25 protein-coding genes are annotated in these 26,566 nt (G+C 28.1%); 10 read left to right on the top strand and 15 right to left on the bottom strand.

The window, feature by feature from the left end; all coding sequences use genetic code 11:
- Nucleotide 1: 1 nt before the first annotated feature.
- Nucleotides 2-940: a tRNA (adenosine(37)-N6)-dimethylallyltransferase MiaA gene (miaA, locus tag BPP43_RS03195; protein WP_015274151.1), complete on the top strand. Its 939-nt coding sequence runs from the start codon at nt 2-4 to the stop codon at nt 938-940.
- Nucleotides 937-1,551 (top strand): Pr6Pr family membrane protein, encoded by a 615-nt coding sequence (locus tag BPP43_RS03200; RefSeq protein ID WP_015274152.1) that lies wholly within the window; start codon nt 937-939, stop codon nt 1,549-1,551. The genes miaA and BPP43_RS03200 overlap by 4 nt, the downstream gene beginning before the upstream one ends.
- 3 nt (nt 1,552-1,554) lie before the next feature.
- Here the strand turns inward: BPP43_RS03200 and kdsA are convergent, their stop codons facing one another.
- On the bottom strand, nt 1,555-2,370 hold the full coding sequence (gene kdsA, locus BPP43_RS03205; protein ID WP_015274153.1) for a 3-deoxy-8-phosphooctulonate synthase: 816 nt from the start codon (nt 2,368-2,370) through the stop codon (nt 1,555-1,557).
- A gap of 319 nt (nt 2,371-2,689) precedes the next feature.
- Between kdsA and BPP43_RS03210 the strand changes: the two genes are divergently transcribed.
- Nucleotides 2,690-4,036 carry a UDP-N-acetylmuramoyl-tripeptide--D-alanyl-D-alanine ligase gene (locus BPP43_RS03210; protein ID WP_015274154.1) on the top strand — a complete coding sequence of 449 codons (1,347 nt, stop codon included), beginning with the start codon at nt 2,690-2,692 and terminating at the stop codon, nt 4,034-4,036.
- A 7-nt stretch (nt 4,037-4,043) separates the two neighbouring features.
- On the opposite strand, the gene BPP43_RS03215 is transcribed toward BPP43_RS03210, so the two are convergent.
- From BPP43_RS03215 to BPP43_RS11980, 8 genes are all read right to left on the bottom strand, one after another.
- The gene (locus BPP43_RS03215; RefSeq protein ID WP_013245199.1) at nt 4,044-4,850 is read right to left on the bottom strand and encodes an MlaE family ABC transporter permease; all 807 of its coding nucleotides are present in this window, start codon (nt 4,848-4,850) and stop codon (nt 4,044-4,046) included.
- A 17-nt stretch (nt 4,851-4,867) separates the two neighbouring features.
- Nucleotides 4,868-6,265 (bottom strand): replicative DNA helicase, encoded by a 1,398-nt coding sequence (gene dnaB, locus BPP43_RS03220; protein ID WP_013245198.1) that lies wholly within the window; start codon nt 6,263-6,265, stop codon nt 4,868-4,870.
- Complete coding sequence (rplI, locus tag BPP43_RS03225) at nt 6,265-6,786, bottom strand: 50S ribosomal protein L9 (protein ID WP_013245197.1); 522 nt, start codon at nt 6,784-6,786, stop codon at nt 6,265-6,267. The genes dnaB and rplI overlap by 1 nt, the downstream gene beginning before the upstream one ends.
- A 106-nt stretch (nt 6,787-6,892) precedes the next feature.
- Nucleotides 6,893-7,750 carry a M23 family metallopeptidase gene (locus tag BPP43_RS03230; protein WP_013245196.1) on the bottom strand — a complete coding sequence of 286 codons (858 nt, stop codon included), beginning with the start codon at nt 7,748-7,750 and terminating at the stop codon, nt 6,893-6,895.
- Nucleotides 7,747-8,916: a hypothetical protein gene (locus BPP43_RS03235; RefSeq protein WP_015274155.1), complete on the bottom strand. Its 1,170-nt coding sequence runs from the start codon at nt 8,914-8,916 to the stop codon at nt 7,747-7,749. Before BPP43_RS03235 ends, BPP43_RS03230 begins: the two co-directional genes overlap by 4 nt.
- Nucleotides 8,917-8,922: 6 nt before the next feature.
- Nucleotides 8,923-10,101: a M23 family metallopeptidase gene (locus tag BPP43_RS03240; RefSeq protein WP_015274156.1), complete on the bottom strand. Its 1,179-nt coding sequence runs from the start codon at nt 10,099-10,101 to the stop codon at nt 8,923-8,925.
- A 24-nt stretch (nt 10,102-10,125) separates the two neighbouring features.
- Complete coding sequence (locus BPP43_RS11975) at nt 10,126-10,458, bottom strand: tetratricopeptide repeat protein (protein ID WP_252832386.1); 333 nt, start codon at nt 10,456-10,458, stop codon at nt 10,126-10,128.
- Entirely contained in the window at nt 10,430-10,810 is a 381-nt protein-coding gene (locus tag BPP43_RS11980) for a tetratricopeptide repeat protein (protein WP_252832387.1), read from the bottom strand. The genes BPP43_RS11975 and BPP43_RS11980 overlap by 29 nt, the downstream gene beginning before the upstream one ends.
- Before the next feature lie 204 nt (nt 10,811-11,014).
- On the opposite strand from BPP43_RS11980, the gene BPP43_RS03250 reads away from it, so the two are divergent.
- From BPP43_RS03250 to BPP43_RS03265, 4 genes are all read left to right on the top strand, one after another.
- Nucleotides 11,015-11,779 carry a ParA family protein gene (locus BPP43_RS03250; protein WP_013245192.1) on the top strand — a complete coding sequence of 255 codons (765 nt, stop codon included), beginning with the start codon at nt 11,015-11,017 and terminating at the stop codon, nt 11,777-11,779.
- Nucleotides 11,780-11,798: 19 nt separating this feature from the next.
- Nucleotides 11,799-12,746 carry a ParB/RepB/Spo0J family partition protein gene (locus BPP43_RS03255; protein ID WP_015274157.1) on the top strand — a complete coding sequence of 316 codons (948 nt, stop codon included), beginning with the start codon at nt 11,799-11,801 and terminating at the stop codon, nt 12,744-12,746.
- An 11-nt stretch (nt 12,747-12,757) separates the two neighbouring features.
- On the top strand, nt 12,758-13,951 hold the full coding sequence (locus BPP43_RS03260) for a DUF4384 domain-containing protein (RefSeq protein WP_014935873.1): 1,194 nt from the start codon (nt 12,758-12,760) through the stop codon (nt 13,949-13,951).
- Nucleotides 13,952-14,013: 62 nt separating this feature from the next.
- Complete coding sequence (locus BPP43_RS03265; RefSeq protein WP_014933112.1) at nt 14,014-15,810, top strand: methyl-accepting chemotaxis protein; 1,797 nt, start codon at nt 14,014-14,016, stop codon at nt 15,808-15,810.
- Here BPP43_RS03265 and BPP43_RS03270 read toward each other — a convergent pair.
- The 4 genes from BPP43_RS03270 to BPP43_RS03285 form a co-directional block, all read right to left on the bottom strand.
- Nucleotides 15,807-16,844, bottom strand: a complete 1,038-nt coding sequence (locus tag BPP43_RS03270) for a mechanosensitive ion channel family protein (RefSeq protein ID WP_013245188.1) — start codon at nt 16,842-16,844, stop codon at nt 15,807-15,809. The genes BPP43_RS03265 and BPP43_RS03270 overlap by 4 nt on opposite strands.
- A gap of 236 nt (nt 16,845-17,080) precedes the next feature.
- Entirely contained in the window at nt 17,081-19,021 is a 1,941-nt protein-coding gene (locus tag BPP43_RS03275; RefSeq protein ID WP_015274158.1) for a heavy metal translocating P-type ATPase, read from the bottom strand.
- Nucleotides 19,008-19,382 (bottom strand): ArsR/SmtB family transcription factor, encoded by a 375-nt coding sequence (locus BPP43_RS03280; RefSeq protein ID WP_013245186.1) that lies wholly within the window; start codon nt 19,380-19,382, stop codon nt 19,008-19,010. Before BPP43_RS03280 ends, BPP43_RS03275 begins: the two co-directional genes overlap by 14 nt.
- Before the next feature lie 185 nt (nt 19,383-19,567).
- Nucleotides 19,568-20,950: a sodium-dependent transporter gene (locus tag BPP43_RS03285; protein WP_013245185.1), complete on the bottom strand. Its 1,383-nt coding sequence runs from the start codon at nt 20,948-20,950 to the stop codon at nt 19,568-19,570.
- A gap of 203 nt (nt 20,951-21,153) precedes the next feature.
- Between BPP43_RS03285 and BPP43_RS03290 the strand changes: the two genes are divergently transcribed.
- The 3 genes from BPP43_RS03290 to BPP43_RS03300 all read left to right on the top strand — a co-directional run bounded on the left by BPP43_RS03290 (nt 21,154) and on the right by BPP43_RS03300 (nt 24,547).
- Entirely contained in the window at nt 21,154-21,600 is a 447-nt protein-coding gene (locus BPP43_RS03290) for a YaaR family protein (RefSeq protein WP_013245184.1), read from the top strand.
- Entirely contained in the window at nt 21,597-22,295 is a 699-nt protein-coding gene (tsaB, locus tag BPP43_RS03295; RefSeq protein ID WP_015274159.1) for a tRNA (adenosine(37)-N6)-threonylcarbamoyltransferase complex dimerization subunit type 1 TsaB, read from the top strand. Before BPP43_RS03290 ends, tsaB begins: the two co-directional genes overlap by 4 nt.
- A gap of 92 nt (nt 22,296-22,387) precedes the next feature.
- Nucleotides 22,388-24,547, top strand: a complete 2,160-nt coding sequence (locus tag BPP43_RS03300; protein WP_015274160.1) for a methyl-accepting chemotaxis protein — start codon at nt 22,388-22,390, stop codon at nt 24,545-24,547.
- A gap of 74 nt (nt 24,548-24,621) precedes the next feature.
- Here the strand turns inward: BPP43_RS03300 and mnmH are convergent, their stop codons facing one another.
- Complete coding sequence (mnmH, locus tag BPP43_RS03305; RefSeq protein WP_015274161.1) at nt 24,622-25,647, bottom strand: tRNA 2-selenouridine(34) synthase MnmH; 1,026 nt, start codon at nt 25,645-25,647, stop codon at nt 24,622-24,624.
- A 21-nt stretch (nt 25,648-25,668) separates the two neighbouring features.
- Complete coding sequence (locus tag BPP43_RS03310) at nt 25,669-26,451, bottom strand: class I SAM-dependent methyltransferase (RefSeq protein WP_014933104.1); 783 nt, start codon at nt 26,449-26,451, stop codon at nt 25,669-25,671.
- Nucleotides 26,452-26,566: the final 115 nt, after the last annotated feature.

Here is a 26,566-nt window from a genome sequence, read left to right on the forward strand (position 1 = left end):
TGTGAAAAAAATAGTTTTTATATCTGGAGCTACTGCCTCTGGAAAAAGTGATTTTACACATAAACTTATAGATAACTATTTCAATAATGCCGCCATACTATCTATAGACTCTATACAGGTTTATAGATATATGGATATAGGCTCTGCTAAACCCTCCAAAGAAGAAATAAAAAAATACAATTATAAAATGATAAATTTAATTGAGCCTTCTGTCAATTTTAATGTTAATGATTATCTTGATATATTAAAAGAGACTGTAGACAATATAGATAATACACCTATATTTGGAGTTGGAGGCACTGGTTTTTACATTGATTCTATAAAATACGGGCTTTTTGAAGAAGAAAATGAGGATAAAGAAAAAGCTATAAAAATAAGAAAAGAGCTTTATGAGAAAATAGAAAAAGATGGATTAGAAAGTTTGTATTTGGATTTGCTTAATATAGATAAAGAGGCCGCTTTAACTATAGATAGATTCAATTCAAGAAGAGTGGTTCGTGCTTTAGAAGTTTATTATAATACCGGAAAAAAGTTTTCTGAATTAAAAAAACAAAGAAAAAGAAAATTGGATATTGAATATATTAGCTATATTATAGATATTGAAAGAGAAGAACTTTATAACAATATAAATAAAAGAGTTGATAATATGTTTGATAAAGGGCTTCTTGATGAGGTAAAATATATTATAAACAATTACAATGTAGATAAAACCAATACATCAATACAGGCTATTGGCTATAAAGAATGTTACGACTATATAGTTAATAATGCTATGAGTTTAGATGAGCTTAAAGAATTAATAAAGAAAAACACTCGTAACTTTGCTAAAAGGCAATTAACTTGGTTTAGAAAAGATGAAAAATTAGAAAATATAAAAAGAATAAAACCAACCGATATAGAAAATACTGCAAAAGAAATAATGGATTTTTATAAACAATGAAAAAAATAATTTATAAATTAATAATAGTTATATTAGGACTATTTGCTGTAATTAGCGGACTTATAACAGCAGACAAAAAAATAGATGTAGAAACATTATATTATTTTACCTATCAAAGCAATATTTTAGTAATAGTTTATTTTATTATAGATATAGTATATTTAATAAAAAAACAAAAAACATTTATGCCAAGATTAAAAGGCACAATAACAATGTCTATCACTGTTACATTTTTAATATATCATTTTCTGCTTAGCGGAGGCTATGATAACAGAGCAGATATTATAAGAAGCACAATACTTCATTATATAGTGCCAATTATGACTATAGTTGATTATATTTTATTTGACAAAAAAGGAATATATAAAAATATAGACCCTATACTATGGCTTATCATACCCCTTATTTACTTTTTGTTTATATTTATAAGAGCAAAACTCGGAAGCGAATTATCAAACGGCAGTTATTATCCATACTTCTTTATAGATATAAACAAATACGGAATAAAAACTGTATTAAAGAATGCCCTATTTATTACTATAGCATTTACAATATTAGGATATATTGAACTATTTATAGACAGACTTATATTAAAACTATCAAAAAAATAATAATTACATATTTTTTACTAGTTCATTTATTTTTAATACATCTTTCCACAAATCTTCAACCTTATCAAGTTCAAATATAGTATTAGAATCTGAAAGGCTTTCTTTAGGATTAGGATGCACTTCCATAAATATACCGTCAATAGATAAAGCAACAGCCGACTTTAGTAAAGCAGGTATAAACTCCCTAGCCCCACCCGAAACACCATTAGCAGCAGAAGGCATCTGCAAAGAATGTGTAGCATCATAAACCACAGGAGCATAGTTTTTCATGATCTCCATATTCTTCATATCAACAACTAAATTACCATATCCAAACATAGTACCTCTTTCACAAAGTAAAAGCCTTTTTTCCTCTATTGCATCAGCACATTTATCTGCTATATACTTACAATCATAACCGCTTATAAACTGCCCCTTTTTTACATTAACAGCCTTTTTAGTTTCGCAAGCAGCCCTAAGCATATCAGTCTGTCTGCATAAAAAAGCAGGTATCTGAAGAAAATCAACATATTTAGCAGCAACTTCAGCCTCTGTAGGCACATGTATATCTGTAATAGTTAAAAGTCCAAGCTCTTTTCCTATGTTTTGTAATATCTCAAGCCCCTCTTTCATTCCCAATCCTCTATAGGAAGATAATGAAGTTCTATTAGCTTTGTCATAACTTGCTTTAAATATTAATTGTATATTGAGTCTCTCTTTTATATCTTTTAATTTTTTAGCAATATTCATAGTCATCTCTTCGCTTTCTATAACGCAAGGACCTGCTATAAATATTAATTCTTTGTTTTTATTTGTAATGCCTTTATAATCAAAAGTCATATTTTTAAATCCTTTTTTAAATTATATATAAATAATACATTAATAATAATTAAAGTCAATTATTAAATATATGAGTAGTAATTTTTATTATTTAGAGTTATTATATTATTAAAACTATTACTGTCAAAAATAAGTTTTTATATTTTTATTATTTTGTGGACTAGTCCCCAACCCCCTACTTCTTTTGGTGACCCAAAGAAGCAAAAGGACTGCATTTTTGATGACTAAGTATAATCTTACACAAGAAAAAAAGTTCATAATATATTTATAAAAAACAAAAATTGGCAAACTAAAAATAATAGACAAGGACTTAAATAACATGGGACAAACTTCTCTAAAAGATATAATAAAAATAGCAAATGAAACTAATTCAAAATGTATCTTCAACTCTACTGATGAAAATAAAAATTTACAAATATCCACAGACAGCAGAGAAGATTTTAATGAAAACAAATTATTTTTAGCCATAAAAGGCGATAAGTTTAACGGCAATGATTTTGCTTTAGATACATACAATAAAGGATGCAGATTTTTTATACTTTCAGAAAATATCAATATGCCAAAAGACGCTAATGTGGTTTATACTAATGATAGTGTATTATTTTTTATAAAGTTGGCCAGAGAATATAGAAGAAGATTTAATATAAAAGTAGTATCAATTACAGGAAGCTGCGGAAAAACTACTACAAAAGAATTAACAGCATTATTTTTAGGCACAAAATATAAAACACTAAAAACAGAAGGCAATTTTAATAATGAAATAGGAGTGCCAAAAACAATATTTAATTTAGATGACAGTTATGAGATGGCAGTAATAGAAGCTGGAATGAATCATAAAAATGAACTTTTAAGAATATCTGAAGCAATAGAAGCTGATACTGTTATTATTAATAATGTTGAACCTGTGCATATTGCTTTTTTGGGTTCTTTAGAAAATATAGCTCTTGCTAAAAGTGAGTTATTTAATAATGCAAAAGAAAATGCTATTATAAATAAAAACACAAACAAAGTAGATATATTATTAAGCGAAGCAAAAAACAAAAAAATAAAAAACATTATAGAAGCAGACATAAAAGAAATAAAAAAGATAAATGATAACAGTTTTGTTTATAAGGGCGTAACATTCAATCATAATTTAATTGGAGATTTTAATTTACAAAATATATTAATGGCTCTAAAAGCAGCAGAACTTTATAACATAGATTTAGAAGAATGTGCAAAAGCTTTAACTAATTATCAAAATCAAAAAAATAGAATGCAGATAATAAAAATAAATAACTGCTCTATTATAAACGATTGCTACAATTCAAACCCTACAGCATTAAAAAATATGCTTATATATTTATCTAAAAGAGAAGAAAAAAGAAAAATAGCTATTATAGGCGATATGCTTGAAACAGAAACTCAAAACTCTTCTTTTCATAAAAACATAGGAATATTTATAAACTCATTAAAAAACATAAATGAAGTTATTACAGTCGGAGATAATTCTCAAAAAATAGATAATGAAGTTACATGCTCTAAAATGCATTTTAAAAAAGTAGAAGAGAGTATAAACACTATAATTGATATTATAAAAAATAGTAATGAAGAGACAGCAATTTTAATAAAAGCTTCACTAGGTATGCGTTTTAATACGATAATAGAAGCAATAAATAATATATAATATTTTATTACATGCCAAACATACCAAGTATTGAAACTAATAGATAGTCTGTTATAAGTATTAACATAAAGCTATAAACCACGCTAATAGTAGTAGCTTTACCAACACCTTCAGCTCCTCCATTAGTTCTAAATCCATAGAAACAAGAAATCAAAATAACTTCAGCACCAAAAATAGTAGATTTTATTAAACTTCCAATAAAGTCCCCAAGCGAAATAACAGCAATAGCCCTATCAAAATAAATAGCAGGATCATTATTAAGTACAAACACAGTAACAACTGCCCCGCCAAGTACCCCTATTATATCAGCAGAAACAGTAAGCATAGGAAGAGATATAACAGCAGCCCAAAATCTAGGCACAGCAACATATTCTATTGGATTAGTATATAATGTCTTTAAAGCGTCCAATTGTTCACTTACCTGCATAGTACCAATCTCAGCAGTAACAGAACTTCCCACCCTACCCGCAAATATTAAAGCAAGAAGCATAGGAGATAATTCCTTAACCATAGCCTTACCAACCATAGAACCAACAAACTGTGATATACCTTTTAATACGCTGTCCAAAACAACTGCTATCTGAAGCGACATTACCATACCAGTACAAAGTACAGTTACCGCAGCAACAATAAAAGACTCTACCCCCATTCTCACTATTTGGTCAGTTAAAAGCTTAAAAGAAAAACTAGGTCTAAAAGTGTATTTAAATATCTGTATAAGTAAAGAAGCAAACTCACCTAATGTATCAAGCAATATGATAATCTTATTTTTTATACCCTTTCTAACTTCTATCTTAACATCAAATAATTCCATGGGCAAAAGTCCTTATTTTAATTATTATTAACATTAATATTTTCAAATCTTGTCTGGTCAGCAATAAAATTAAGAGGCAACCCTTCAAGTATAGCACCATTTCTATGTTTTGCAAGTATTACTTCAACCTGATTATTCTTCTCATCTATTACTTCTTCATCTTTGTCCTCTTTGTTCGACTTTTGTCTATGAAGAAACATAACAATATCAGCATCTTGCTCTATAGAACCAGATTCACGCAAATCAGAAAGCCTTGGTTTATCCTGTCTCTGCTCAACTGCCCTAGACAACTGTGCTAATGCTATAACAGGTACATTTAACTCTTTTGCCAATGCTTTAAGACCTCTTGATATATCTGCAATCTCTTGTTCTCTTGTGCCGTTTCTTCTGGTATTGGCATTAGAATGAATAAGCTGTAAATAATCAACTACTATCAGTTTCAAATCTATTGGTTTTCCTGTGGTTTTGGCAATTTCGGCAAACTTGTATTTCATCTGCCTAGCTTTACCTCTTATCTCCATAATAGTTAATTGGCTTGAATCATCTATTAACAAATTAGCCTGAGATAAACTATTAAAAGTCTGACCTAATTTAGTCCACTCTGGTCTCTCCAAATCCCCAGACCTTACACGAGACAAACTAATCCTAGCCTTACTAGCAATAAGTCTCTCCACAAGCTGCATACTGCTCATTTCCAAAGAGAAAAAACCAATACCAAAATTCATAGATTCAATATTAGTAATAACATGTTCAACTATATTTAAAGCAAAGCTAGTTTTACCAACAGAAGGACGAGCTGCTAATATGATTAAATCTGAAGGCTGAAAACCATGAGTAACTTTATCAAGCCCAATAAAACCAGAAGGCACACCTGTAACAGTACCTTTATGTTTTTTTCTGTTTTCTATAGTGGTTAACGCTTCATAAAGTAAATCTCTTATATGTATAAAATCATTATCAAGCCTTCTTTGAGTAACTTCAAATATTCTTTTTTCCGCAAAATCGGCTATTTCTTTAGTTTCAGAGTCTTTAGCTTCATAGGCTGAGTTTTGTATATCTTGAGTGGCAGTTATTAAATCTCTTAATAAAGATTTCTCTGCTATAATTTCTGCATAATATTTGGCATTTTGATGAAAAGGACTTCCGTCTATTATCTTTGTTAAATATACTTCATCATTTTGAATTATTTTGTCGAAAAGACCATTTTCTTTGAGATATCTTAAAGTAGTTTCAGCATTAACAGCAATTCCTCTATTATGCATTTCAAGAATGCATTCATAAAGCAGTCTATTTCTTTCGCTATAAAAATCTTTAGATACTATTTTAGAAATTGCTGCAGATATAGCCTGAGAGTTTTGAAGCATAGCTCCAAGTAGAGACTCTTCAGCCTCTATGGAGCATGGAGTATTATTCATTAATTATTTTCTTCTGTTGTATTAAGAGCTTCAGTATTTTCTGCGTTAGCTTCAACATTAGTAGCATTATCAACGCTATCAATATTAACAACTTTAATTTTGATATTAGCATTAACGCTATGATATAATTTTATTTCAACATCATATTCGCCAAGTTCTTTAATATGTTTTTCCATATGAACATCGCGTTTATTGATATCTATTTCTTTTTCTTTCAAAGCATCAACTATAGTCTGCTGGCTAACAGAACCATATAATTTACCATTATCAGCAACTTTAGCAGGTATTATAACACTTATATCAACAATTTTACCTTTAAGTATTTCTGCTTCCATTTTTCTTTTAGCTCTTTTTTTCTCTAAGCTTTTTTGCATTTGAGCTAAAGTTTTTAAATTAGCAGCATTTTTTACTACAGCTATTCCTCTTGGTATAAGGAAATTTCTTGCATAACCATTTTTTACTTTACATATATCGCCTTCATAGCCAAGTGATATAAAATCTTTCTTTAAGATAATTTCCATTGATTTAACTCCCTATCATTTACTATATTTTACACATTCTATAATTTTTAATTCATTAATTATAACATATTATAAATATTATATCAATACTTTACATATTATTTAACTAGTGAAAATTCACACTTCTAGTAAGCACAACACTCTTATCATCAAAGTCTGTAACCTCTGCTTTAAATATATATTTGCCGCGTTTAGGTATAAAACTTCCTCCCCTATAATAATGAGAATCAACTCCATAAACATCTTCAAATCTATAATCTGGAGATATATAATAAACATTGTTCTGCTTAATAAAATAAGTAAAATCATAATCTCTAAGCAAATCATCATTCATATATATTTTTACTCTCTTAAGCCCCATAGGAATGCTTCCAAGCAAATCATAAGCCTTAACAAATAATTTTAGCTCATCATTATACCTTATAGACATATTGTCTTTTATCTGTATTAATCTATTTTCTGTTCTTAAATATATACCATGTATAAGAGGAGATTGTTCAGAGCCTTTATTCATATCAAGATAAGCAAGAGGGTCTATAACAAGCCCCTTTTTCATATCTTCTATTGTAAGATGCAAATGAGCACCTCCAGAACGACCAGTGTTTCCTGTTAAAGCAAGTATATCATTTTCTGTTACCTTAGCATAATTTTTTTCTATGCTTCCATCATCTATATGATAATAATAACTTCTAATACCTTCAGAATGCTCTACTATAAGAGTATTGCCTACTCCATATACTGGTCTTGTAGGGTCTTCATCAAAATCAGAATAATGTACTATCTCGCCGTCTGCTATAGGATATATAGGCATTCTATTTCCGCCAAAATCTACCCCATTATGGAAGTGGTCTGTTCTAAACTCTCCGAATGTACTTGTTATTCTAATCTTATTTTCATCAATAGGAATCCTAGCAAAAATTATTGACTGAATAAATAAAATAAATAATAAACTTTTTTTTATCATAGTTTTACTCTCTTATAAGCATATATCATTTTATCGCTGACTATCATATATTCATTATACTCTGTAGATATATCAACATAATAAACCCAAGCATCTATACTTTTCTCAAATATCACCTCTTCAAGTTTATTGTCATATATAAGCACTTCACTATTTCCAGCCTTAGAAACACTCATTATAGTGGAATTAGTTTCAGCATTAAGCTTCATATTAACAGGATTTAGCATATTATATTTTTCTATGTTTATTCTGTTAATCTCTTTGCCGTTATTTAGAGAATATATTATAATATCTCTGTCTGCAAGCATAAAAGCACGCATAGATTTCTCACTAACATAAGAAGATACATGTTTTCTTCTGTTTAGAGTAGTATCCAAATACCATAACGATTTACCCTTAGAATCATACAAAGTTATATACTCTGGTCTAATTCCGCTAATAGATAAAGCAAAACTTCCATACTCGCTTAAAGCAACAGATTTTACTATATTTATTTCGCTAAGTATTGTAGATATGCTATAATCCATTTTACCATTTCTGTTTATATAAGCTATATCACCGCTAGAAAAACCTGATATATAATCACCTGTATATGAAGCAAAAGCACCGTCTGTAATAATTTCTCCATATTGTATATGTTCGCTTAAAGGGTTATTATCATAATCAAACATCTGCACTTTAGAGTTGTCGCTAGAATGATAAATACTCCTATTGGCATAAGGTGAAATCTCTGGATATACAGAAGTATTGGTACGCCATAAAATCTCTCCGCTGCTGTTGTAGCATTCTATAACATTACCATATCTCTTATACTTAATAAAATATCCATTATTCAATGAAGCTAATTCACCAGCAGATAAATTTGTAAAATATAATGTCTTTCCTTTTGAATCGAAATAATGAATTATTCCTGCAGGCTTTGAAAAGAAATTATGCTTAAAAGTACCATCTATACTATAGTTATTATCATTAACAGGGTCTAATATAGAAGATATTTCTTTATTCCATATATTAATTATATTATATTCTTCATTAAGCCTATTAGTGCCAAATATAAATATAAATAATAAAACTAAAATAAAAGCACTTATTAAAGTTAAATATCTAATAACAAAAGGCTCAGCATTATGTACATTTTTTACGTCTATAGTTTTAAAATCACTCATTAAAAATTACTTTAACTCCGTAAGCACTTTTACATTAAATTTTGTAGGTTTATCTAGTATACTCAAAGGATCAAAAGTCATATTACCTGCTCTCATCTCCCAATGGCAATGAGGTCCTGTAGACATACCAGTAGAACCTATAAGCCCAATAATATCACCTTTTTTTACATACTGACCCTCTTTAGCTATAAGTTTAGACATATGAAAATAACTACTGTAAACACCCTGACCATGGTCTATAACAACACAATTACCTCTTACAAATAATTCTCTTGAAACTCTCACAACTCCATTATTAGCAGCAATTATTGGTGTGCCGTTAGTGTTTGCAATATCAAAACCTTGATGGTATCTAGCATAATCTTTAGTATATCCCCTAAAAGCACCAAAACCAGAAGAGTATCTTCCTTGTGCAGGCATTATATAAACGCTGTCAGCATAATTTGTCGGAGTATAGCTTATATAAATTTTGCCGTTAAGAAGCTCTCTTTCTTCTTTAGATTTCTGCGGATTACTTATAATATTTTTCATAGTTGTTGTAACACCTTGTATTTGCTTAGGTTTTGGAGGAGGCGGTGTAAAATCCAAATCAATATCTAAAGCTACTGTAGCTATAGTTTTATCTTTAAGCTCAACATTTGATTGAAACTGATATTTTTTATCTTGAGAGCCTACATATATTCCAAATACACTTTTATAAACTTTCATCTTATCACTAGCATCTTTTAATTCAAAAAATTTCACTATAGGTCTTGCACTTCCCATAAGTTTTGCATTTTTTATTTTTACATCATCTTTGGAAGTTACATAAATAGTAGAAACTTTGCCAGCATAAAATGGATAAGGATCAACATAAACTTTTAAATCTTTATCATAGCTTTTAAAATCATTAATAGAGTTAAATTGATTAGCTCTAGTATAGTAAACTCCATTAACTAAATTAATCTCCCCATTCTTTATAGAAAAAGATGTATTTTCTGATAGATAATAATATTTATTTTTTATTTTTATCTCAGCAAAAGCATTTTTTGAAGTTTTAATAGTGTCTCCATCATAAACTTTATTACTAAAACTAGAAGACTTACCATCTCTTAAAACTTCTATCTTTCCAGCATACTTTAAATCATACTGAGAATAAAGCGATAAAGATAATAAAAAAACAAAAACTATTACAAATTTTTTCATAAACAATAAACCTCCAAAAAAATATTATATTTTATAGTTATCAAGCTTCAAAAGATGTTCTTTTATATCTTTATTAGAAGGAGCTATTTCAAATGCTTTAGTAAGATAATTTTTAGCATTGGCAATATCTTTCTTTTTGAAATAAGCCCAACCCAAAGAATCTAAATATGCAGGATTAGAAGGGTCTTTATGTAAAGCCTTTTTTATCTCTTCTATTCCTTCATCTATATTAATATCACTATCAACTAGTATAAAGCCTAATGAGTTTCTGGCATTCGGACTTTCTGAATCTAAAGCCACTGCCTTTCTTAAATATTCTATAGCCTTTCTAGAATTTTTTTTCTTTATAATAAACATATCCAAGCACAGAATAAATTTGAGTATTTTCTATATCATAAGATAAAGCATCAAGAAGCTCAAACTCAGCCAAATCATACATTTCTCTAATAGCATATATATAGCCAACAATAACATGTGCCTGCATCATTCTAAGCGGATTATCAAGCCTTCTTAAAATCTTGTCAAAAACTTCAAGTGTATTATCATAATCTTGCATCTGGGCATAGGATAAAGCAAGGTGGTATCCAGACTCTACATCATTATTTTGAGCGAATATCTTTTCTAAAGACTCTATTGCCTCTTTATAGTTCTCGTTTCTAAATAGTTTTATACCCTCTTCTAATTCTATTTTTCCAGAACCTATACTCATATACACTCCTATTGTTTTGTTATCATATTATTTTATATTTAAATAAAAAAATCTCAATATATTTAGAAAAAAAGTTAACATATTTAAACATATTCTATAAATACATATTTTAAAAATTATAATATCTAATCTATTATAATTTATTAAAACCTTGATAAAATATATACTTTTGTTATAATATAATAATTTTAAGGGTTATTTTATATGTCTAAAATTATATCAATAGTAAATCAAAAAGGCGGTGTTGGCAAAACAACAACAGCTGTTAATTTAAGTTCTATAGTAGCATCTATGGGATATAAAACTTTATTAATCGATATAGACCCGCAAGCTAATGCCTGTTTGGGTATAGGGGTTACAAGAGATAAAATGGAATATGGGATATACGATATTTTAATCGGAGAAGCTGATATAGAACAAGTAATAATAAATACATATCAAGAAAATCTTTACCTTATACCTTCAGATTCTGATTTGGTAGGTGCTCAAATAGAACTAGTAAGCGAAATAGGAAGAGAATATAAACTAAAAAAAGCTTTAGAAAAAATAAGAAATAATTATGATTATATATTTATTGATTGCCCTCCTACTTTAGGTATTCTCACTTTAAATGCTCTCACTGCTTGCGATTCTGTGCTCATACCGATACAATGCGAGTTTTATGCTTTAGACGGAGTTGGAGAGCTTAATAATACTATATCTTTAGTAAAAGAGAACTTAAATCCTAATTTGCACATAGAAGGCGTATTATTAACAATGTATGACGGCAGAACTAATCTTAGTAATGATGTCGTTAGAGAGGTTGTTAATTATTTTAAAGATAAAACTTATAAGACTATGATACCAAGAAATGTACGTTTGAGTGAAGCTCCTTCTTACGGAAAAGCTATTACAGATTATGATAAAGAATGTATTGGTGCTAGAAGTTATAAAGAGTTTGCAAAAGAGTTTATAGAAAGGTCTAAATAATTTTTTGGAGTAATAATATATGACTAGAAAAGGCGGACTTGGCGGTCAGGGTATGAATGCCTTAATAAAATCTACAGATAAAGAAATAAAAAGAGCTGTTGAAGAAGCTGAAAAAAATGGAATATTAGAAATAGATATTTCACTTATAGATGTTAATCCAGATCAGCCTAGAAAAGTTTTTAACGAAGAAGAAATTAAAGGGCTTGCTGAATCTATAAAAGAAAACGGACTTATAAACCCTGTTACATTAAGAGAAAAAGACGGCAAATATCAAATAATATCTGGAGAGAGAAGATTTAGAGCATTTAAATATTTAAACAAAGACAAAGTACCAGCATTAGTATTAAAGAACATACCAGACTCTAAAATGCTCGAACTTACACTTGTAGAAAATATTCAAAGAGCAGATTTAAACGCAATAGAAATAGCAAGAAGCTACAAAAAATTAATATATGATTTAAATATTAAACAAGAAGAATTGGCTAATAGAGTAGGAAAAAGCAGAAGCACTATTTCAAACTCTATGAGAATATTAGAGTTAAATGAAAATATACAAAACCTAATATTAGAAAATAAACTTACAGAAGGACATGCTAGAACAATACTTTCTTTTAGCGACAATGATGAAGAGAGAGATTTATTTGCTAAGGAAATAATAGAAAAAGGTTATTCTGTAAGAGAATGTGAAAAAATAGTAAAAGAAAAAAAAGAAATAGTAAAAGACAATAATGATACACAAAATCAAAATATAAAAAAAGAAAATAAGAAAGACCCAAATATAAAAAAATTGGAAAATGATTTGGAGAAAATATTTTCTACAAAAGTTAATGTAATAGATAAAGAAGGTAAAGAAGGCAAAATTATAATAGAATATTATAGTGCTGATGATTTATCTAGAATAATGGATATACTCGATAATATTCATAATATTAATACCAACTCTATTAAGCATACAATAGAATATTAGGAGATATTTTCTTGAAATTAAAAGTTCTAATCATATTGCTATTAAATATATTTTGTTTATATTCAAGAGAACAATTAAAAATATCTATAGTAGATTTGAACTATGAATTAAAAAACAACTCTCCTTTAAGAAAAGATATTGTAAGAACTATAAATCGTTTTGCATATCTAAAACACCCCTACACTATCACAGTAGATAGAATGAAAAAACGATTATTCAAAACAGATGAATTAACATTTGAACAAGGACTAACAGTAGCATCAAATTTAAAAGTTAATGTTGCAATTATAATGGATAGTGAACTAAAACTAAAAAACACTAATAATATATCAACCAATAACTTACAAACAAACAATATAACAAATATTTTACTCACAAATGAATATCTTCAATCCTACTCTAATGATATAGTAAATACATTAGATAAATTAAATAACTATACTCAAGAAAAAAAAGAATTAAATGATATAATAGAAGAAAAGCTCGGCAATCCTTCAAATACCAATAATTCATCAGAAACAAATGAATATGAACTTTTTTATAATTTCACAGTAATAGATATAACAAAAAATGAAACTCTTAAAGAATATAAATCTATAGCTTCAAATCAGGCTAATTCTCAAATCAGTGAAATAGGAACCTATTTAGAATATTATTTTGCAAAAAGTTTATTAGATTCTTTTACCAATGAAAATAGTAATATTAATTTAAACTTTGAAATAGAGAGAATTACATCAAGCAATGAAAACATCATTATAAAAAATAGCGGCGAAATAATAGAAAATGAAACATTCAAAATAAAGTTTAATTCAACAGAAGATGGTTATTTATATATAATAGCTTTGCAAAATGACGGCAATATTATTTTAATGCATCCTAATGATTTTAATAATTATATGGAAAACAATAATATTCAAAAAAACAATATAGATTCTAATACAGAATATACAATTCCTCCAGAAAACTCTATTTTTAAAATAGTTGTTTCTGCTCCGTTTGGCTTAGATAGTTTTTATGCTATATTCATGAAAAAAGAAGCTGTATGGTTAGAAGAGCAGTATTTTAGCGGAGAAGGATTTAAATCTGGAAATAAAACTAGACTTGCTGAGATGGTAACAAAATTAAAATCCTCTCTCAAATTAAAACGTTCCAATAATTGGCAAATATCCAAAATATATATTACTTCAAAACCAGAAATTCAATAAATTTGCATTTTTTCATATTTATATTATAATTTCATAGTCATTTTAATTTTTAGGACTAATGAATGAAAAAAGGTTTAATGTTTAAGTTTATTTTAACTTTTTCTATATTTTTATTTGCAGCATTTATATTAACATACTTTATTTATAAACCTATACATATAGGAAAATTTTTAAAAGAAAAACATTTTCAAACTCTAAACTTGAAAAATATAACAGAGGGACAAATTAATGAAATAAAAAATACAGTAAACACCGTAGTAAATAATCTTGAAGCAAATCCTAGTGTAGAAACTATAGGAAACTTTTTTACAAATATTGCTAAATCACAAACAGGTTATTTAAATGTATATTATGGTGAAACTGTACCTTATTCTCAAGGTGGTATTTTTATTAATACATTGGCAGAATATGACCGCTCTTATGACCAAACTTCAAGAGATTGGTATAAAAATGCTGTTTTGACAAATGATGTTTATATCAGTGAACCTTATATAGATTTTATAGTAAATGAACTTACTGTTACATTTAGTAAGGCGGCATATACTAATAATTCATTACTTGGAGTATTTTCTATAGATTTTACAGATATTAATGGAATAATTGAAAATGTAAAAAAAAGCTTTGCAGGTGAATGTTATATTGTATCTCAAGATGGTATTTATATAACTCATGATGATAAGAAATATCTGCTAAATAAAGACAATAATTTATTTACAGACCCTTTATTTGAAAATTTTAAAGATAATTTTTCTTCTCATCTAAACGAAACCAAAATATATAAAAATCAATGGTATAGTATACAAACTTTGTCTAATGCTCCTTGGATAATTGTTTTTAAAGGAGATGCTAGAAGTATTAATATTCAATTTTATATAATAATGCTTATTATACTATTAATTATGATAGCTTTAATTGTTATCGAAATATTATTAGTATCAAAAGTTATTAAGCCTTTAAATCATTCTATAGAGATAATAGACTTTATGAAAGAAGGCAATTTTAATAGTAATTTTAATAAAAAAGATTTATCATTAAAAGATGAATCAGGACATTTAACTAACTCTTTAAATGAGATGCAAGAGAAAATATCTCAAATAGTTTATGGCATTAAGTCGCATATAGACGGCATTAAAAACTCTACAGCACAAATATCAAATGGTATTTATAATTTATCTGATAGAACTTCATCTCAAGCTGCTGCAATAGAAGAAATAACAAGCTCTATTGAAAGTCTTTTTACCTCAATATCTGAAACATCTAAGCATAGTAATTTAGCAAAAGATATGGGCATAAAAGTAGCAGATTATTCAAAAAGCGGCGTTGATGCAGTTAATAAAATATCTAATAACATGTATGATATATCATCTTCAAGTAAAGAGATTTCAAATATTACAAAACTTATACAAGATATAGCATTACAAACAAATATTTTAGCATTAAATGCCGCAGTAGAAGCAGCACGTGCCGGTGAACAAGGTAAAGGATTTGCTGTAGTTGCTTTGGAAATTAGAAACTTAGCTAATAATGTTAATGATGCGGCAGGAAATATAACCAGTATTATAGAAAAAACTTTATCAAAAATAGAAGTAGGATATGAATCTGTTACACACTCTTTAGATATACTCTCAAAGATAGAAAACTCAGCTAATGAAGTATCAAATCTTCTTTTGGAAGTATATAATTCTGTATCTACAGAAGAGAACAGTGTAAAAGAAATTAATTTAGCTATGAATGAATTAAATACTATAACACAAGAAAACTCACAGCTTGTTTATCAAAGCTCTATCTTAGGTAAAGAAGTAGCAGATGATACTTTGAATGTACATCATAAGTTAGAGTATTTTAAATTAAAAGCTTAATCTTTGCTTATATAAATAGTTCTTGAAGGGAATGCAAAATTAGCATTAATTTTTGCAAACTCTTCTACGAGCTTATAGTTAATGCTTTCTACAACCTTTACAAACTCAGCATAATCTGGAATATTAACATAATATATTACTTCAAAGTTTAATGAAGAATCAGCAAACTCTACAAATCTTGCACTATAAAATGTAGTAGAACTTTCACTTTCTATAATACTTTTAACCAAATCAGGTATTTTTTTAAGTGTTTCTAATGGAGTTGAATACTCAACACCTAATAGCATATATTTTCTTCTTTTTTCTAACACTCTATAGTTTTGTATTCTTGAAGCAAGCAAATTAGTATTAGATATTAAAAGCTGTTCGCCGCTGTTTCTTCTTATACGAGTAGATTTTATGCCTATATATTCAACAGTACCCAAATCTTGGTCAATCTGAATAAAGTCCCCTTTCAAAAAAGGCTTATCAAAAACAATAACAAAATAATTAAATAAATCTGCTATTATACTTTGAGCTGCAAAAGCCACAGCAACACCGCCAATACCAAGTCCTGTAATAAATGTAGTAACATTAACACCAACATTTGAAAGTATAGTTAAAATACCAATTATCCATACTAATACTTTTATTAAAGTAACTATTCCATCAGATATAATAACATTTTTTTTCTGAGATAAATAATTCTCTGTAAAATTAGTTATAATATCACATATAAATAATACAGAGAAAACAATTATACATACAGCTAATATCTTACCCCAATATCCTCCTAATACCTTAGGCAATACTAGTGTGGATTTACCTATTGCTAAAGAAGCTACAAATATAACAGGCAAACTTCTTCTTTTTACACTCTTAGCTAAAGCAGCAAAAAATGAATTCTGAAACTTAACATTAACCGTCATTAATAGTCTAACTAAAATAAGAAGCCCAATTCTCATAATAGCAAAACTTGCAATAAATAATACTAAAGCAATTAAATATTTAAATAAACTATTTCCATAAAAAACGGTCTCTTTTAGGTATTCCATTAAAACTCCAAACTAATTCATTTTTATTACATTATATATATTTTTTCAAATATTTAAATATAAAAATATAAAAAATATTGCATTGGAGCCTTATATATTGCGCTAAGTATTCCTTAGTTTATTAAAGTATAATAGTTTTATAGGTATTCCTTTTTGTCTAATTTAGATTATAAGGAATACCTATTTTTTTAAACTAAAAAAGTATGCAATATTTATCACTCATAAACAAAATATAATTAATGATGATGCCCGCAATTACAGCTTGTTACTTTTATATCTATATCTTTTGGACTTACATTTTCAATATTTGATTTCTCTCCTATAGGATAAAGAAGTCTTAAAGCATTAAGTACAACTATAACAGTAACACCAGTATCAGCAAATATGGCAAGTGCTATAGAAGCAAGCCCCAAAGCTCCAAGTATTATAGCTCCAAATTTAATCACTAAAGCAAGCAATATATTTTCTAAAACAACAATATGATTCTTTTTAGCAAGCTTAATAATAGCAGCAACTTTTGAAGGCTTATCGTCCATTATAATAACATCAGCATTTTCTATAGCAGCATCAGAACCAAGCCCTCCCATAGCAATACCAATATCAGCACGAGCCAAAGAAGGTGCATCATTTATTCCATCGCCTACAAATATTGAAACTTTACTATCTTTCATCATACCTTCTAATACATTTACCTTCTCTTCTGGCAAACAGCCTCCGCTAAATGATTGTATATTATTCTCTTTTGCAAATGAAGTAACACGTTCTATATTATCGCCGCTAATTAAAGCAGTTTCTATATTCATAGAGTTTAATAAATCAATAGCCTCTTTAGTATCATCTTTTATAATATCATCAATATAAAAAGCACCCGCATATTCACCGTCTATTGAAATATAAACATTAAATTTATTATTAATATTATCTGGAAGCTTTATATTATTTTGTTTTAATAAATCAAGCTTTCCTATTAAAATACTTTTGCCCTCAATAATTGATTCTGAACCCTTACCTCTAATATCTTTATGTGATGTTATTAAGCTTTCATTTATTTCATGATTTTTTTTGTAATGCTCTACTATTGATATAGCTATAGGGTGAGAAGAGCCTATTTCTGCCAAAGAAGCATATTTAATTAATGTATCATCATCATATATACCAGCATTTTCTATCTCTCTTATATAAAACTTACCTTTGGTGAGAGTTCCTGTTTTATCAAATATTACCTTTTTAGTTTGAGCAAGCAAATCTAAAAATACTCCGCCTTTAACCATTATACCAAACTTTGAAGCTCTTCCTATAGAAGCAAAATATGTTAATGGAATACCAACCATAAAAGCACAAGGACAAGAAACTACAAGCAATGTAAGCGAACGGGCAAACCAATCATTAAAAAACTCTTTACCATATATTATAGTTGGTATTATAGTAAGTAAAATAGCTCCAAATACAACTATTGGAGTATATATTCCAGCAAACTTTGTAATGAATTGTTCTATATTAGCTTTTCTGTTTTGAGATTCTCTAACTAATTTTAATATTTTTGCTATTGAAGATTCTGCATATACTCTAATAACTCTAGCCTTTATGCTGCTCTCTCCATTTATAGTGCCAGCTAAAATTTCATCATTAACCTTTACATCTTTTGGCATACTCTCTCCGGTTAAAGCCTTAGTATCAAGCCAGCTCTCCCCTTCATAGATAATAGAATCTAGAGGCACTTTTTCAAATGGGTTAATTAATATATTGTCATTTATATTAACTTTAGAAATATCAACTTTTTCTATAGTTCCGTCTTCTTTTATAATATTAGCAAAATCTGCCCTTATAGACATTAGTGCCGCTATTGTTCTTTTAGATTTATCAACTGCCATATCTTCAAAATATTCACCTATTCTGTAGAAAAGAAGTACTGCTAATGCCTCAGGTAATTGATGAAGTATTATAGCACCAACTGTAGCAATGCTCATAAGAAAACTCTCTCTCATAAACTTGCCCTTCACAAAATCTAATACAGCATTCTTAAAAACATCTCTGCCTAAAATAAAATAAGGTATAAAAAATATTATATATTCTATCACACCATGAATTTTATTATGCAAAGCATTAAGTAAAATTAAAACAACTAATGAAATAGTAATTTCACTAATAAATAAAATTTTTTCTTTATTCTTTGACATGCTCATACCCCCAAGCATAAATTTTTTCTATATGTTCATCATCAAGCCTATAAAACACATGAAGCCCAACTTTTCTTTTTTTTACTACCCTAGCCTGCCATAACATCTTTAAATGCTGAGATACAGAAGGCTGCTTCATATCAAGCAAAGATACCAATTCATGAACGCATAATTCCCTCTCGCTTAAAACAGATATTATTTTTAATCTGGTAGGGTCAGAAAATACAGAAAAGAAATCGGCTAAAACCGAAAACTCATCGTCATTTGGAAGTTTTGGTATAAATGAAGATATATTATTTACCTCACAATTATCCTCATAGTCTTCTATTATGTTTTTTTCTTTTTTTTGATTTTTTTTCATAAAATACCTATTTATATATAACTATATTATAATATAATGATATACTTATATAAAAATAATGTCAACACCTAAATATAAAAAAGGAGAGTATAAATACTCTCCCAAAAAATTGTCCCGTAAATTGGTTTTTTTAATATAAAGTTGTTTTTGTATATCAGCTTTTTAATATTTATAAACTAATTTATTTAAGAAAACTTAACAATATAGTTAATTATAAATATTATAAATATAATTACAGGAAGAATATATGTTATATACACCCTTGTAAATTGAGGAAATTTAATTCCCATTCCCATATCAGCCTCTTTTATAAAATTATTCCAACCCCAACCATATTTAGAAACACAAAATATTATTATATACACTCCTCCAAGCTCAACTAAATTGTATGTAACAATAAAGTCATATAAATCCAAAAAGCTAGTACCCTTTCCCATAGGCTCTATAAATGATAATACATTAAAACCTAATGCTGTAGTAGAACCTAAAACAAAAACTACAATACCAACTATTACTGAAGATATATTTCTTTTTAAATTAAACTCAGACATAGTAAAAGCAATCAAGTTTTCAAATACAGTTATAACAGTAGTAAGTGCTGCCATAGATAAAAATACAAAAAATAGCAAGCCCCAAACTCTAGATAAAGGCATTGAATTAAATATGTTAGGAAGAGTAACAAAAGCTAAGCCTGGTCCTTCTCCCGGATTAACCCCAAAAGCAAAACTTGCAGGAAATATAACAAGCCCAGATAAAAAAGCAATTAAAGTATCCAACACAACTATTATAAGAGTTTCATTTGTTATAGTTCTCTCTTTTCCTATATAGCTTCCAAAAATTGTCATGCTTCCTATACCAATACCAAGAGTAAAAAATGCCTGACCAACAGCCGCATAAACCACTTCAAAAAAGTTTTCTATTCCTCCGTTAAACATTTTACCCAAATCTGGAAGAAGGTAGAATTTTACTCCTTCAATAGCATTAGGCAAAGTAATAGACCTTATTATAAGTATAACTACTATTACAAACAAAGAAGACATCATAAACTTAGAGTATTTCTCAACCCCCTTCTGAAGTCCAATAAAACATATTATAGTAGCTAGTAAAACTGTAACAAATAAACCAGCAACACTAATATAAGGATTAGCAATAGTAGCCCCAAAAAGCTCACCTACCCCTTCAGCACTCAGATTATCTATCTTTCCAATTAACATATAAAAAGAATATATTATGCTCCAGCCAGCAACTGTAGTATAAAACATCATGAGTATTAAACAGCCTATTATTTGCACATAACCAATTATATGCCATTTATGCCCCTTCTTTTCTAATACTTTATAAGAACCAGCAATATCTCTCTGCCCAGCACGTCCTATGCTAAACTCCATTATAAGTATTGGTATCCCCACTACTAATAATGATATTATATATATTATAACAAAAGCAGCTCCGCCGTATTTTCCAGTAATGTAGGGAAATCGCCATATATTGCCAAGCCCTATAGCACATCCAGCTGATACAAGCAAAAAACCTAATCTACTTGACAATCTCTCCCTTTTGGTATCCATTAAAAACTCCTTTATAAAAATACTGATTATTATTATACAATATTATAAAATTACTTCAAGTAGTAATTAAACCTTTTTGAATAAAATTAAAAATAAATAAAGCATTTTTTTAAAAATACGACATTTATTATGTTGCTATTTTTTGCGATATATGTTAGGTTAACATAATATTATGCTAGTTAACATAATTCAAAGGATTCGCCATGAGAGTACAAGAGAGAAGAAATACCGATATAAACTTAAATAATATATTAATGCATCCTGAAACCACATCTATGAAAGTTGCAACATCTTCTTCATCTTTTGCGGCAATGCTCGAAGAAGAAAGAGAAATTAGAAAATACTCATTAGAATTAGATGAGTTAAAAAGACAAATTTATGATGCTGGAAATGTGTTAGAAAAAAGTGCAAATATTAAGGATTTTCAGAAATTTAGAGATTTAATAACATCTCTAACAGAAAAAGTAATAAAAGATGCATACAAAGTAAGAACTGTATTCTCAAACCTTAAAAAATTCCAAGTAATATCAAAAATAAATGAAGAATTAGATGCTCTATATAGAGAAATTATGAAAGAGCAAAAAAATCATATAGCAATAGCAAACAAAATGATGAGACTTAAAGGCTTAGTAATAAATTTAATGTCATGAGTAATATATTAGCATTCGATACAGTATCATCAAGCTTTTCTATAGCATTAAAAAAAGACAATAATATAATTGAAGTAAATAAAGAAAATATAAAAAACCACAATGAAGAATTACTTCCTATACTAAATAGTTTTTTAGAAGAGAATAAAATATCTCTAAATGAAATTAATTGTATAGTAATGGGTATAGGACCAGGTTCGTTTACAGCAATTAGAATAGCATTTTCTACAATAAAGACAATATGTTACGCAAAAAATATACCAATTATAGGTGCATCAAGTTTAGAAACATTGTATCAAAATATAGTATCATATAATGGCATAAAACTCTCCATGATAGATGCTAGAAAGGGAAGTATTTACGCTAATATATATAAAGACAATAACAAAATAAAAGAGAATCTAGATTTAACTTATGAAGAATCAGTAAATTTAATAAAAGATATATCAACAAAAGATGATACTATCACATTATGCGGAGACGGTTTTTCAAAAAATGAAGATTATTTTCTAGAGAAATTACAAGAATACAAATTAAACAAATTAGACAATTCCTACAATATTATAAAAGCATCAAATTCTATATTAATATCAGAAGAGCGCTACAATAAAAGACAATTCGATAACATATTTTCGCTAAATCCTCTATATATAAGAAAAAGTGAAGCAGAAAATAAACTCAATATTAAAAATTAAACAATACCATTACGATAATATTAAATAGCATAAAAAAGTATAAAAAAACAAGTTGATTATACTTGACTTGATTAAAAATAGTAGTTATTATTATGCAGTTAATAAATAGAAAATGGAGTTTAAAAGTGAAAAAGTTGCAATCTTTGTCGGTAAAAGTACCTTTATTTGTTACCGCAATTATAACAGTAATGACAACTATACTGGTTGCTATAATATTAAATATAGGTGCTCAAGGTATAAGGCAAGGGGCTATATTTGGTTTAGAATCATCTACTAAGATATATTCAAGAATGGTTAATGTGTGGTTAAAACAGGCTATGGTTTTAGCTGATTCAATATCTAAAAGTCATATAGAATTAACTGAATATTTAGCTTTAAACACTCCTGAAACTGCTATTGCGGCTCAAGATGTATTAAAAAAACTCGCTAACAATAATGACCAATTAAATGGATTAGCTTTATATGATGTTAACGGTAACATAGTATTAGACAGTGCTGATGGAAAAATCGTAAATTCCCCTACTATGGTAAAATTAAATACTACAGATGCATGGGGGAAAGTAAGAGCCGGACAAACTGCTATGTATAAAACAGTAATACCTTCTTCTATTACTGACGGGCTATATTTAGTAGTAGTATTTAGTCCTATAAAAAACTCATTAGGAAATATAATAGGAAGTGTTGCTATATTAGTAGATTGGCTTGGATTTATAGATGATGAATTAGAGTTAGTTAAGTTTGGAAATACTGGACACCCTTTTGTTATAGATACAGATAGAAACGTTATAGCAGACCCTATTCCTGAACATGTTAGAAATGAAACTCTTAAAAATGCTGATTATATTGTTTATGCTTCTGAAAATGAATCTGGTACTTATGAGTTCAAATCTCCATTTAATGGTGAAGATTCTTTCTCAGCGTTCTATAGAGAGCCTATTTCTGGTTGGTCTATAGTAATGAGTGTAGCATCAAAAGAATTATTTGCTCATACTTATTCTATGAGACTTTATTCAAGAATTGGTACTGTAGTTATATTAATAATTACATGTTTTATAATATTCTTATATATAAGAAGTATTACTACTACATTGAAATTATTATCAAAAGACTTAACAAGACTATCTGAAGGAGATTTAAATTGGAATGTACCAGAACCTGTGCTTAATAGAAAAGACGAGTTTGCTATAATAGCTGGTGCTATAGCAAGTACATTAAATACTCTTAATGAAAAAGTAAAAACAGTATATTGCAGTGCTGATATAGTAAAAGCTTCTGCTCAGGAAGTAGCACAGCAAAATATTGAATTATCAAATAGAACAGAAAATCAGGCTTCTGGTCTTGAGGAAACTGCTTCTTCTATGGAAGAGATTGCCTCTACAATAAAAACTTCTGCAGAGCATACTGTTGAAGGAAACAACATGATGATTAACTCTCGTCATGCTATAGATGAAGCTGGAAGAATAATAGAAGAGACTACTAAAAATATTGAAGCTGTTTATGAATCAAGCTCAAAAATTAGTGCTATTACAAAAATAATTGAATCTATTGCTTTCCAAACTAACATACTTGCTTTGAATGCTGCTGTTGAGGCTGCTCGTGCTGGAGAACAAGGAAGAGGATTTGCGGTTGTTGCTTCTGAGGTTAGAAACTTAGCTCAAACTACTCAGGCTTCTGTTAAAGACATTACTACTTTAGTTTCTGATTCTGAAGAGAAAATTGCTACTGCTACAGAAACTGCTAGAGAATCAACAGAGATATTTAAAAACTTAAAAGAACAAATTGAAGAAACTGCTAAGATTATGCAGGATTTAAGCTCTACTGCTATGGAACAACAGGCTGGAGTTGATCAGGTTAATATAGCTATAGCTCAAATGGATATGGCTACTCAGCAAAATGCTGCTTTAGTAGAACAAGCTAGTGCTTCTTCTGAAACTTTATTCTCTCAATCTAAAGAATTATTAAATGCTATGGCATTCTTTAAGTTGAGAAATGCAGATTGTAAAATACCAGTAAAACCAAACAATCAAGAAAAGAAAGAAGATACAAAAACTAATACTGCAGCAAAAAAAGAAGAGCCTAAAAAAGAGCATACTATATATAAAAAACCAGAATTAAAAAGCCCATTAAAATCATCAGAACCTACTAAAAAACCTTATGAAGAAACTAGACCTTCTAGTGTTTCTTCTGATAAAGAATTTGGTTCTACTTTTAATGCACCTGCAAATGATGATGATGAGTTTGAATCATTCTAATAAAAAATAGAATAAAAATAAAAAGGATTAGCCAAAAATGGTTAATCCTTTTTTATGTATAAAAAATAGTAAAATTAAGATTTAAGTTTTGAAATTGAAGATACTATATCATCTATAGTTAAATTATTACATTCTATATTAATTATTTTATTTTCTTCTTGAATACTTAATCTATAAGCCTTATCATAATAGTATAATAAAACCAAAACACATTCATATATTTTACCTTCATCTAGTAAAGATAAAGCCTCTCTCATTCTCTCATCACCAAGACGTTTTTTTATTTTTATTATAGATTCTCTTAAATCATCAATGCTATATTTCCCATAAGTATCCGTTATATATTTAGCCCTATCTTCTATAGAAACATTTAAATATATAATATTCTCAGGACTTTTCATATTATCAAAAAGCCCCCTTGGTATAGCTCTTTTTCCAATTAATAAACTTTCATCTTCCACCCATAAAGAAGAACCATTATCATATTTAGATAGTTCTAAGCATAAATTATTCTCAAATTGTTCCTGACTAGGCTGCTCTCCTTCATTAATCCACCCAAAAGCAGAACCCTTATGTTTAGCAATACCCTCTAAATCTACAACATTGTATTCTAATTCTTTTAATTTATTGAGTATCAAAGTTTTTTTACTTCCTGTTCTTCCTGTAACCAAATTGATTTTATATTTCTTATTATTAAAAGACTCTAAAACATATCGTCTATAACTTTTATATCCGCCCTCAAGCACATAAACATCATATTTATAATTAGAGCATAACCAAGCAACAGACTCACTTCTCATTCCTCCCCTAAAACAATGCATTAATATAACATTATTTTTAGATATTTTATCAACCTCTTTTAATATTGTAACCATTCTGCTTCCAACATATTCAAGCCCCTTTAATATAGCAGCCTCCCTGCCCTCTTCTTTATATATAGTTCCAACTACTTTTCTCTCTTCATCATCAAATAAATAAACATTTTTAGCATTAGGTATATGCCCATGATTAAACTCAGAAGGAGAACGCACATCTATAACAGGCAAGTTCTCTTCTCTCTCTAACCTTAAAAACTCTTCTATCTCTATTCTTTTTACCATATCATTACAACTCCAAAATAATTATATCATCTTTCCTATAGAACCCTGCTGACAATAACTATTATACCTGCTATCTCTTATACGTTTTTCAATAACAATTAAACTCTCATAATAAGAAATAGAATAAGCACTATTAGTAAAATCATTCGCCTCTAAACTGTCCCCTTCTATAGCAGAATATGCATTCAAATAATCTATCAAGTTTTTTGTATATTCTATAAACGAATTAGGATTTTTATATCCGCCATTACAATTAGTCCAATAAGAAGTATAAACATCTTCACATAAATAAATACCATCATCTTTAATATGTCCATACATCTCTTCAAAAGTAATTCTCTGGTCTTCCATTATATGACTGCCATCATCAATAAGTATGTCCAATTTTGGTATTTCTTTTTTTACTTCTCTTAAAAAATCTCTGTCATTTTGAGAGCCTATATATATTTTAATATTATCATCTTCAAAACGTTTGCATTTTTCTTTTTTATCAATGCCATAAATATTTACCTTAGCACCATTTATAGAGAAATAATTTTTCCACATCTTTAATGAACCGCCATATCCTACCCCTATCTCAAGCAAATTAATATCTTTTCCTCTAAACCTTGAAAAATATCTCTCATAAACATCAAAGTAAGATAAATGCTTATAAACAGCCTCTTCTCTATTTTCTATAAAATATTTGTGTAAATCTGATTTTTCTTTATTTTCATCATTAATTAAAATATCTCTTAAAACTTCTCTGTTATTATCATTATCATCTCTTATACTAATAGTCTTTTTCTCAACTTTAAGTTTCATTATACAGTTTATTTAACCCTCCATTTATTCCTTGTATTTTATTTTTTATATAATAAATTGTCAATACAAATATAAATATTATTAAAAATAAATACGTATAAAAAGTTATATAGAT

It is taken from the genome of Brachyspira pilosicoli P43/6/78, assembly GCF_000325665.1.
GTDB classification, from domain to species: domain Bacteria; phylum Spirochaetota; class Brachyspiria; order Brachyspirales; family Brachyspiraceae; genus Brachyspira; species Brachyspira pilosicoli.